Origin of the sequence: Marinobacter sp. (genome assembly GCF_041687235.1) — a bacterium.
Taxonomy (GTDB): domain Bacteria; phylum Pseudomonadota; class Gammaproteobacteria; order Pseudomonadales; family Oleiphilaceae; genus Marinobacter.
Window position 1 is genome coordinate 24,369 of record NZ_JAWLCH010000024.1, and the last position, 8,808, is coordinate 33,176.

Annotated in this window: 9 protein-coding genes and 1 pseudogene; 2 read left to right on the top strand and 8 right to left on the bottom strand. The window is 58.6% G+C overall.

Going from position 1 to position 8,808, the window contains the following annotated elements:
• Nucleotides 1-3: 3 nt before the first annotated feature.
• Nucleotides 4-1,125 (bottom strand): multifunctional CCA tRNA nucleotidyl transferase/2'3'-cyclic phosphodiesterase/2'nucleotidase/phosphatase, encoded by a 1,122-nt coding sequence (locus ACESMK_RS19135; RefSeq protein WP_373002039.1) that lies wholly within the window; start codon nt 1,123-1,125, stop codon nt 4-6.
• 176 nt (nt 1,126-1,301) lie between these two features.
• Nucleotides 1,302-2,606: a conjugal transfer protein TraF gene (gene traF, locus ACESMK_RS19140; protein WP_373002041.1), complete on the bottom strand. Its 1,305-nt coding sequence runs from the start codon at nt 2,604-2,606 to the stop codon at nt 1,302-1,304.
• Between the two features lie 247 nt (nt 2,607-2,853).
• Here traF and ACESMK_RS19145 point away from each other — a divergent pair, with 247 nt between their 5' ends.
• Both ACESMK_RS19145 and ACESMK_RS19150 read left to right on the top strand, forming a co-directional pair.
• Nucleotides 2,854-3,402, top strand: coding sequence for an LPP20 family lipoprotein (locus tag ACESMK_RS19145; protein WP_373002043.1), 549 nt, complete (start codon nt 2,854-2,856; stop codon nt 3,400-3,402).
• A gap of 9 nt (nt 3,403-3,411) precedes the next feature.
• Complete coding sequence (locus tag ACESMK_RS19150) at nt 3,412-4,617, top strand: flagellar assembly protein T N-terminal domain-containing protein (RefSeq protein WP_373002045.1); 1,206 nt, start codon at nt 3,412-3,414, stop codon at nt 4,615-4,617.
• A 12-nt stretch (nt 4,618-4,629) separates the two neighbouring features.
• Here the strand turns inward: ACESMK_RS19150 and ACESMK_RS19155 are convergent, their stop codons facing one another.
• The 6 genes and pseudogenes from ACESMK_RS19155 to sufC form a co-directional block, all read right to left on the bottom strand.
• Nucleotides 4,630-5,100 (bottom strand): SufE family protein, encoded by a 471-nt coding sequence (locus ACESMK_RS19155; protein ID WP_373002047.1) that lies wholly within the window; start codon nt 5,098-5,100, stop codon nt 4,630-4,632.
• Nucleotides 5,101-5,643: a putative Fe-S cluster assembly protein SufT gene (sufT, locus tag ACESMK_RS19160; protein ID WP_373002049.1), complete on the bottom strand. Its 543-nt coding sequence runs from the start codon at nt 5,641-5,643 to the stop codon at nt 5,101-5,103.
• Between the two features lie 80 nt (nt 5,644-5,723).
• A complete protein-coding gene (locus tag ACESMK_RS19165; RefSeq protein ID WP_373002051.1) occupies nt 5,724-6,077 on the bottom strand; it encodes a HesB/IscA family protein in 354 nt (117 codons plus the stop codon).
• Between the two features lie 13 nt (nt 6,078-6,090).
• On the bottom strand, nt 6,091-7,344 hold the full coding sequence (locus ACESMK_RS19170) for an aminotransferase class V-fold PLP-dependent enzyme (protein ID WP_373002053.1): 1,254 nt from the start codon (nt 7,342-7,344) through the stop codon (nt 6,091-6,093).
• A 6-nt stretch (nt 7,345-7,350) separates the two neighbouring features.
• Nucleotides 7,351-8,637, bottom strand: coding sequence for a Fe-S cluster assembly protein SufD (gene sufD, locus ACESMK_RS19175; protein ID WP_373002055.1), 1,287 nt, complete (start codon nt 8,635-8,637; stop codon nt 7,351-7,353).
• Nucleotides 8,638-8,652: 15 nt separating this feature from the next.
• Nucleotides 8,653-8,808: pseudogene (gene sufC / locus ACESMK_RS19180) on the bottom strand (Fe-S cluster assembly ATPase SufC); the annotation flags it as partial.

Consider the following 8,808-nt stretch of genomic DNA (forward strand, 5'->3'; position numbering starts at 1 on the left):
TCCTCAGTCTTTGGTGTGGGCGATGGCATCGCGGATACGTTCAAGGCGTTCATGGCGGATCGCGTCGCCAAGTTCCTTGCCTTTATAGCCCTGCGCCAGGAGGGCTTTCGGCTCGACGCCGGTAGCCGCCTTCGATGCGGTTCGAAGCAGGTTTAGTGGGGGGAAATCGGCGGACAGCGTACATTCGAGCACGTTAAGAAGTTGCGAAAAACGTTCCGGGCGGCGCCAGAAATCCGCCTGATCCAGTAGGTTCAGCAGGGCATCGGCTTCAGGGTTATGGGGATCAGAATTCCGTAGCTGCGGCGTAAAGGCTGTCACCAGTCGAGCCAGGTTCTGACAGTCATTGGGGGCTTTTAAGGCCTTGGCTCTCGCCAGAGCTACCGGTTCATCCAGGGATGACAACAGGGCTGCAAAACGTTCTTCGGTGTCGGTATCTGCCCGGTTATGGACGCATCGAAGCGCTGCCATCGCCCTGGTAAATACCGCAGACGAGGTGATTTCCGGAATCAGTACCGCCAGGGCGCCACAGTCGCGGAGGACTTCGAAAAATGCCTCGGGTGCCTTTTCATGCAGCGCCCGCTGGAATTCCTGCCAGACCCGTTCGGGAACCAGATGGTCCACTTCTCCGCTAGCCACCATGCCCTTCATCAGGGCCATGGTCTGGTCGCACACGGTAAACCCCAGGGGGTGGAAACGGGCTGCGAACCGGGCGGTGCGCAGTATTCTCAGCGGATCTTCGGCGAAGGCTTCCGAGACATGCCGAAGCTTGCGATCATCAATGTCACGGCGGCCGTTAAACGGGTCGACCAGTTCTCCGCCCTCGGTTCTGGCCATGGCGTTGATGGTCAGGTCCCGTCGTTTCAGATCCTGTTCCAGGGTGACATCCGGCGCACTGTAAACGGTGAAGCCATGATAGCCGCGCCCCTGTTTCCGCTCGGTGCGAGCCAGGGCATATTCTTCCCGGGTGCCGGGGTGCAGGAATACCGGGAAGTCCGAGCCCACCTGTTTGAAGCCTTTGGACAGCATCTCCCGGGGCGTGGCGCCGACGACAACCCAGTCCCGGTCCTTGACCTCAAGGCCGAGTAATGAGTCACGTACGGCACCGCCAACCAGATAAGCCTGCATGAAATGTCTGATTCCTTCCGGAGAGTGTATCGGGGGATTATCCGGTTCCCGGGCAGGGCAGGCAAACCTGAGCGGTGCCGGGTTACAAAAAAGCCCGCCCAGGTAACCCCGGGCAGGCTTTGATTGGAGGTTGAGGTCAGATGAAACTTTCATCTGGCCTCACTTTCAGCGTTTAATCAGAACGCGGTGCCAAGTTCGAGGGCGGCACCCGCATCGGCATCGCTGTACAGGGCGCCGATGTCGAGGCGTACGCCGACAATGTTCAGGCCAAGACCGGCGGTGAACTGGGTCTTCTCTTCAATGCCGTCGTTGTCATCGTTGCTGGCCAGGTTGTGGCGAACACCGATACGGAGCTGGGCATACCGGAAGGCGTCGAACTCTGCACCGAGGGCGGCCCACTGGGTATCGTCCTCAAAGCCGAAAGCCTCCTTTTTGGTCAGGTCGATTTCGGCGGTGACAACGTGGTAGTCGCTCTTGTGGGCGATGCCAGCGGTGACCATGGGGTCCAGCTTCAGTGTCCGAACTTCCTCTCCGAGCAAAGGCCGGCTGGCAGCAGAATCCAGTTCCATGGGAATCAGGTTCTTAACGACAATCCCCGTGTTCCACTGGTTTGCTTCGCCGAAGCTGTAGGCCGCTCCTACATCGAGGTTGAAGCCGCTTTTGTCGGTCTGGTACTGATCGCTGTCGAACTCGTCATCCTCGAATCCAGATACGGATTCGGTGTACTGAAATGTACGAAGCTCCACATATTTCGGTGACAGGCCAAGTTGGAAGCTGGAGCCGTCCTGCAACTCGAAGGCGCGAGCGAAGCTGATACCGACTTCACCTACGGCGGATGCCAGAATTTGTCCCTGGGAACTAAGATTAAGGCTGTCATCCGGGTTGGTGATCTGGTCAATGGCGGTCTTGACGTCCTGAGGGGTCCCGGCCGTGGCGATTGTGTCGAGCGCGTTGATGTCCTGATCCGACACATCGCCGCGAACCGTTGCTGTCAGATTGGCATTGGTGAATACCCCGACGGACAACGACTGGCCTGGCACCCCAAGGCTGAGCCCGAGGCCCGCGTTCACACGCATCGTGTCTCTGTCGAATTCGGTCAGGCGGTTGCTCAGGTCAGAGGCGCCGTCCCGGATACTCTGCGGATCGTCGTTGTTTGGATCGAACCCCGAGGCCACAGACTCCAGATCGGTGATCACGTCCTGGATATCATCCACCTGGTCAATGGTTTCCTCTTCATCCGCGGCCCGCGCATTCACGGAAGGCAGCATCAGCCCGAAGTCATCGTTCCAGCTGTGGTGGTCTGCAGCGAGCATCGCCGGGTTACTCATTGGCGCCGTTGAAGGCGTTGCTACAGCGACCCCGGTGCCGCCCATGGCAAAAGAGCGGGCAGACATAAAAGACTGGGGGCTGGCCAGTGCAGCGGAGGTGGCAATGGAGAGGCCAATGGCAACTGAAAGTTTGGTCAGACGGTGTCCGGTCATGAAGAATCCCGTTGTTAAAAAGGCAAAATAAATATTACGTAGAGGAAAGGTTAATGCAGAACCTTTTCCAGCACATGACCTATGGGGTAACGGTTTGTTTTTGATGTGTAAACGGAGGCAGTTTTTTGCCGCATCGGGGTGGTGGATGGATGCGTCCTGGCCGTGTTGATTGAAATATCAGTGGGTTAGAAAAACTGGCGTAATTCTTTCATGGAGAACCGGAAATGATGTTTTCTGGAGACACCCAATGAACCTTCGCTGGATACTCATGCCTCTGCTGGTGACGACGGTTGCTGCCTGTGCGCCGGTTGGCAGTTACCAGGAAGACGACGGCAGCCAGTCCCGTCAGGACACCGAGCTGGAGCCAATCACCGTGCGGGTGAGCGGCCTGGGTACCTACGAGGATGTTGCGGCTGATCGTTCAAATACCCGCAAGCGCCTGATGGCCCGGCGTGCCTCTCAGCTCGACGCCTACCGCAACCTGGTTGAACGGGTCTATGGCACCGTGGTCTACGGCAGTTCCACCGTCAATGATTTTGTCCTGCGCAACGACATGTTTCGAACCTACGTTGACAGTTATATTCGCGGAGCCAAGCTGGTCGCTGTGAACGAGCACAGCGACGGTGTGTTCGAAACCGTGATGGAGCTGAAGCTGGAGCCACGCTTCCGGGCCTGTGTTGCCAAAGTGGCAGATGACCAGGTTCAGGATCTTTGCCCCATTCCCATGCCGCAGGAGAACGACAGCGTAGGGGATGTGCAGAGCAAGGGCGTGGATTCCCTCTATTACCTTGAGTGATTGGAAACTATGAAGCGTTTGTCGTCACTGATCGTGCTCGGGGCACTGACCCTGGCTCTGGTTTCCGGCGCCCATGCCGTCGTCCTCGAGGGTGTGGGGCACGCCAATATCCATAACGGTGATCTGGATGCCGCCCGGGCTGAAGCCCGCAAGGCCGCGATCCGGGACCTCTCTCTGCAGTACGAGGCCCGGGTAAGCACTCATGACACCATGGAAAACGGGGTTATCACCGAATCCCGGATGGATCTGGCATCAACCGCCCGGGCCCGGAACGTGCGGATTATCGATGAGTACCAGAACGGCAACCTGTTGAGGGTGATTGTCCGCGGAGATATCAGCGAGAGTCGCAGCCAATGCGGTGCCGGAGATGCCGGCCGGCTTAAAAAGCGGGTCGCGGTCACCGGGTTCCCGGTGCTTTACCCGGATCAGGCCAGGGTGGGCCGTATTGACGATGCCGGCGAGATCTTGCCGCAGCAGCTCCAGCAACGTCTGGTGGCTCGGGGCGGGCTGCAGGTTTTCGGCGCGACCACTTCCCGGATGTTCACCGACCTGTTGAACGCACCCACGGTTCAGCAGGGCGATAATCGATTGACCAATGTGCTCGAGCTTGCCCGGGAAATGGGTGTGCAGTTCGTGGTGACCGGCGTGATCCGGGATCTCGGCGTTGCTGACCCTTCGGCGTGGGGCACCTCCGTGCTGGATCGGATGCAGCGCGGCATTGGTGCGGTGGATCAACGGCGTCGGTTCGCCGCTGATCTCATTATTTTCGACGGGTTCAGCGGTGCCCCCGTACTTCGGCAGCGATTTGCAACGGCGGCGGACTGGGATGCCGGGCCTGGAAGCTCTGCTGGATTCGGTTCTTCGGGGTTCCAGAAAACCGCCTATGGTCAGTCGGTAAATGGGATTATCGAGGATATGGCAGTGGCTGTGACCGAGGCACTGGCGTGTCAGCCTTTTATTACCCGGATAGCGCGGGTTGAGGGGCATTCGGTAACCCTGGAATCAGGTGCTACCGCCGGGCTCCGGCCCGGTGACGAGCTGAAACTTTACCGGAGCAAGCGGTATCTGGATTCCCCCGAGGATTCGCCGGAACTGCAGGACAGTGAGGTTTCGGTAACTCTCGATAAGGTACAGCCACACTTCAGTCGCGGTACCATGCCGCAGGTCGGCGACATGGTGAATATCCAGAGAGATGATATCGCGATTATCTGGTAGTGCGGGTGGGCATCAATTGCTGGCAGCGGCCACCTCAGCGGCGGCAATGTCCCGGATCTTGCCGACCATGGCCCGAAGTCCGTTGCCGCGGGTCGGAGAAATGTGCCGAAACAGGTCCAGCTGCTCAAACAACTCATCGATGTCTGTGGCCAGCAGGTCCCTCGGGGTCTTGCCGTTCAGGGCAACCAGGATGATGGCAGCCAGGCCGCGGACAATCATGGCGTCGGAATCAATCAGCAGGTACAGGCGGCCACTGGCTTCATCGTAGTGGTGAATCAGCCAGACCTGGCTCTGGCAGCCGTGAACGTAGTTTGCTTCAACCCTGGATTCTTCCGGAAAGGCAGGAAGCTGTTTGCCCAGATCAATGATAAAAGCGTAGCGCTCTTCCCAGTCGTCCAGCAGTTCAAAGCCATCCAGAACGTCTTCCAGCGTAGTGTCTTTGCCCAGGGGGTTGTTCAGAAAGTCCTGTTCACTGGCAGTCATTTACAGCATTCCCAGTTCGAGTTTGGCTTCGTCGGTGAGCATGTCGTTGCTCCAGGGCGGATCGAAGGTCAGTTCAACGGTCACCTTGTCCACGTTGGGCACGTGCTCCAGCTTGGTTTTCACATCCTCGGTAATGACCGGGCCCATGCCGCAGCCGGCGGCAGTCAGGGTCATCAGGACGTAGACATGGTTGCCGTCTTCGGTGCCATTTTCAATCTTGCAGTCGTAAATCAGGCCCAGATCGACCACGTTCACCGGGATTTCCGGATCGTAGCAGTTCCGCATGGCTTCCCAGACCTGGTTTTCGTTGACGGTGCCGTCTTCTGGCGTTTCGAAGCTGCTTTCCAGCGGCTTCTTGCCAAGTGCATCGGCGTCGTGGCCTTCAATCCGGGCAAGGTTGCCGTTCACGGCGACCGTGAAGGTGCCTCCCAGTGACTGTGTGATGGTCACAAAGGTGTCCGACGGAATCATGATTTCGGTTCCGGAGGGAACAAGGCGGGCTTCCACCTCGCGTTTGGTCAGGACCACTTCCCGTTCTTGCATGCCTGTTCTGGCCTCGCTTTTTCTCAATCTCTGGTGTCGGATTACGCTTCGCTAATCCGACCTACAAACTCATGGTCGGGTCAGGCGACTGTGAAGCTCTCGCCGCACCCGCATTCGGCGGTGGCATTCGGATTGCGGAACTGGAACATGGAGTTCACGCCCTCAGTCACAAAATCGATCTCGATGCCGTTCACCAGTGGCAGATGCTCTTCTTTCACAAAGACATCAACCCCATCAATGTGAAACACCCTGTCATCGGTTGCGACGTCTTCCACCCACTGGGTTTCGTATTTGAAGCCGGAGCAGCCACTCTTCTTGATGGCCAGCCGAATGCCCTTGGCGTCCGGCTTTTTCTCCAGCTGTTTGCGCACGTGCTTGACCGCGCTGGGCGTCATGGTGACGGCAACGGTCGGGGTGAAGACTTCGGCTGTCATGATTCCACCTCCATCAGGCAAACAGACGCTGGACTTTTTGCAGGGCGGTAAACAACGTATCCACCTCGTCCAGAGTATTGTAGAACGCGAATGACGCCCGGGCTGTACCGGGAACTCCATAGAAATCCATCAGCGGCATGGCGCAATGGTGGCCGGTGCGGATCGCAATACCCTGCTGATCCAGCAGCGTGCCTATATCACTGGGGTGCAGGCCGGCAATTTTAAAGGACATGACCGGCACTTTCTGTTTCGCGGTGCCGATGATTTCCATGCCTGGCACCGTTTCCACCAACTGGTTGGCCCGCTCAAGCAGTGCGGCCTCGGCCGCTTCCATGGCGGTGCGATCCAGGCCGTTCAGGTAGTCAATGGCGGCCCCCAGTCCGACTGCCTCGGCAATCGCCGGCGTGCCGGCTTCAAATTTGTAGGGCAGGGTGTTCCAGGTAGTGCGCTCGAACGAGACCCGCTCAATCATCTCGCCGCCACCCTGGTACGGAGGCATTTCTTCCAGCAGCTGGGCCTTGCCGTACAACACACCAATACCGGTGGGGCCGAACAGCTTGTGAGAAGAGAACACGTAGAAATCGCAACCAAGCGCCTGAACATCCGGCTGGTAATGCGGTACCGCCTGGGCGCCGTCCACCAGGGTAATGATGCCGTGGGCCTTGGCCTGCTCGATCAGGGCGGCTATCGGGTTCACGGTGCCAAGCACGTTGGACACATGGGTGATGGCCAGGACCCGGGTTTTGTCGTTGAGCAGGCTGGTGAAAGACTCCAGATCCAGTTCGCCCTCAGGTGTCACCTGGATCGGAACCACTTTCGCCCCGGTGCGCTCGGCAATCATCTGCCAGGGCACAATGTTGGCATGGTGCTCCATGTGGCTCACCAGAATTTCGTCGCCAGCTTTCAGGCGCGGGGCCAGGCCGTTGGCGACCAGGTTGATGGCTTCGGTAGTGCCACGGGTCCAGATGATCTCCCGCGTGCTTTCTGCATTCAGGAAGCTACGGACCGTTTCACGAGCACCCTCGAAAGCGGCGGTGGCCCGGTCTCCGAGCGTGTGGGCTCCGCGGTGCACATTCGAGTGCATCTCCCGGTAATACCGGTCCATGGCGTTCAGCACAGCCTCTGGCTTCTGGGCCGACGCACCGTTATCCAGATACACCAGGGGCTTGCCGTTCACCTGCTGAGACAGGATCGGGAAATCCCGGCGAATCGCATCCACATCGAAAGTGGTGCGCTTGGCGGTGCTTGCCACGGACAGATCGGTCATAACCGGTTACGCCTCCTGGAATGTCTGTTCGAAGAAGTGGTTCAGCCGACCCTGGACCGTTTCACGCACTGCTTCAACCGGAATCTGCTCCACCAGTTCGTTGATAAAGGCCATGGTGAGCAGGACGTTTGCCTGGCGCCGGCCAATACCCCGTGAAACCAGGTAGAACAGCGAGATCTCATCAAGCTGGCCGATGGTGGCGCCATGGGCACATTTTACGTCATCGGCGTAGATTTCCAGCTCCGGCTTGGTATCAATCTCTGCACCATTGGACAGCAGCAGGTTTTTGTTGTTCATATTCGCATTGGACTTCTGGGCGTCCTGGTGGATATGAATCCGGCCGTTGAATACCGCGTGGGACTGGTCTGCCGCAATATTGCGATAAGTCTCTTCGCTGTTGCAGTGGGCCGCTACATGCTCAATCGTGGTGTGGTTGTCGTAGTGCTGTTTGCCCTGGGTGACAACCACGCCGTTGAGCTTGCACTCGGCGCCTTCGCCCTCCAGCCGGACCTGCAGGTCGTGCCGGCGCAGGGGGCCACCAAAACCAACCGTGTGGCTTTCAAAGCGGGAACTGCGTTGTTGCAGAACGCCGGTAGAGCCGATGTGCTGGACATTCTCGCCTTCCATATTCAGGCGGATACTGGTGACGTTGGCGCTGTCAGCCAGGCTGAACTCGGTGACGGTGTTGACCATAACCTGGGCCGATCCGCTGGAAATGTATTCCTCTACCAGCATAATCTGGCTGTGACGGCCGGCATCCACGAAAATGCGCGGAAAGGCCGAACCACTGGCCTCGGCAGTCACTTCGTGCACGATAAACAGAGGTTGGTCGAGCACGGCATCCGGCTTGAGGGTGATCAGCAGGCCGTCTTCAAATCGGGCTGAATTCAGCCGGGCCATCTGGACAGCCTTGTTGTCCAGGGTGCTGTCCAGGCGATCCGCCAGTTCAGTCGCTTCTGCGTCGCTCAGGTCACCGAAACTCTTGATGCTGATGCCGTCCAGATCCGGGTATTCGCAGGCTTCCGGCATCATCACGCCATTAAGAAAGGCGACCTTGTAACCGGGCACCGCCAGGCTGCTGCCGGTCTTGCCTTCCGCCGGCAGGGAAATGGCCATGTCGTCGGTGAGCTTCAGGTACTTGCTCGAGTATTTCCAGTTTTCCGTTTTCCGGGTCGGCAACGGCATGTCGACCAGTGCCGTTCCCCGTTGCTTGCGCAGGGCCAGCAGGGGCTCCGGCAATGACTGACCGGCCGGATGCAGGAACGCGGTGGAAAGCGTGGGTGCTGGTTTCATTCCGCGACCTCCCGTTTAGTTGGCAGAACTGGTGGCTGAACTGTCGGCAGTTTCTTCATCCTTGATGCCCAGCCAGCCGTAGCCGCGTTCTTCCAGCTCCAGGGCCAGTTCGCGGCCGCCGGATTTAACAATCCTGCCCCCGGCCAGCACGTGCACATAGTCCGGGACAAT

What these genes read in the sequence shown, in the direction of transcription:
- sufD (WP_373002055.1), bottom strand. Translation starts at nt 8,637, where the DNA reads ATGAAACCAGCACCCACGCTTTCCACCGCGTTCCTGCATCCGGCCGGT.
- ACESMK_RS19170 (WP_373002053.1), bottom strand. Translation starts at nt 7,344, where the DNA reads ATGACCGATCTGTCCGTGGCAAGCACCGCCAAGCGCACCACTTTCGAT.
- traF (WP_373002041.1), bottom strand. Translation starts at nt 2,606, where the DNA reads ATGACCGGACACCGTCTGACCAAACTTTCAGTTGCCATTGGCCTCTCC.
- ACESMK_RS19135 (WP_373002039.1), bottom strand. Translation starts at nt 1,125, where the DNA reads ATGCAGGCTTATCTGGTTGGCGGTGCCGTACGTGACTCATTACTCGGC.
- ACESMK_RS19165 (WP_373002051.1), bottom strand. Translation starts at nt 6,077, where the DNA reads ATGACAGCCGAAGTCTTCACCCCGACCGTTGCCGTCACCATGACGCCC.
- sufT (WP_373002049.1), bottom strand. Translation starts at nt 5,643, where the DNA reads ATGCAAGAACGGGAAGTGGTCCTGACCAAACGCGAGGTGGAAGCCCGC.
- ACESMK_RS19155 (WP_373002047.1), bottom strand. Translation starts at nt 5,100, where the DNA reads ATGACTGCCAGTGAACAGGACTTTCTGAACAACCCCCTGGGCAAAGAC.
- ACESMK_RS19150 (WP_373002045.1), top strand. Translation starts at nt 3,412, where the DNA reads ATGAAGCGTTTGTCGTCACTGATCGTGCTCGGGGCACTGACCCTGGCT.
- ACESMK_RS19145 (WP_373002043.1), top strand. Translation starts at nt 2,854, where the DNA reads ATGAACCTTCGCTGGATACTCATGCCTCTGCTGGTGACGACGGTTGCT.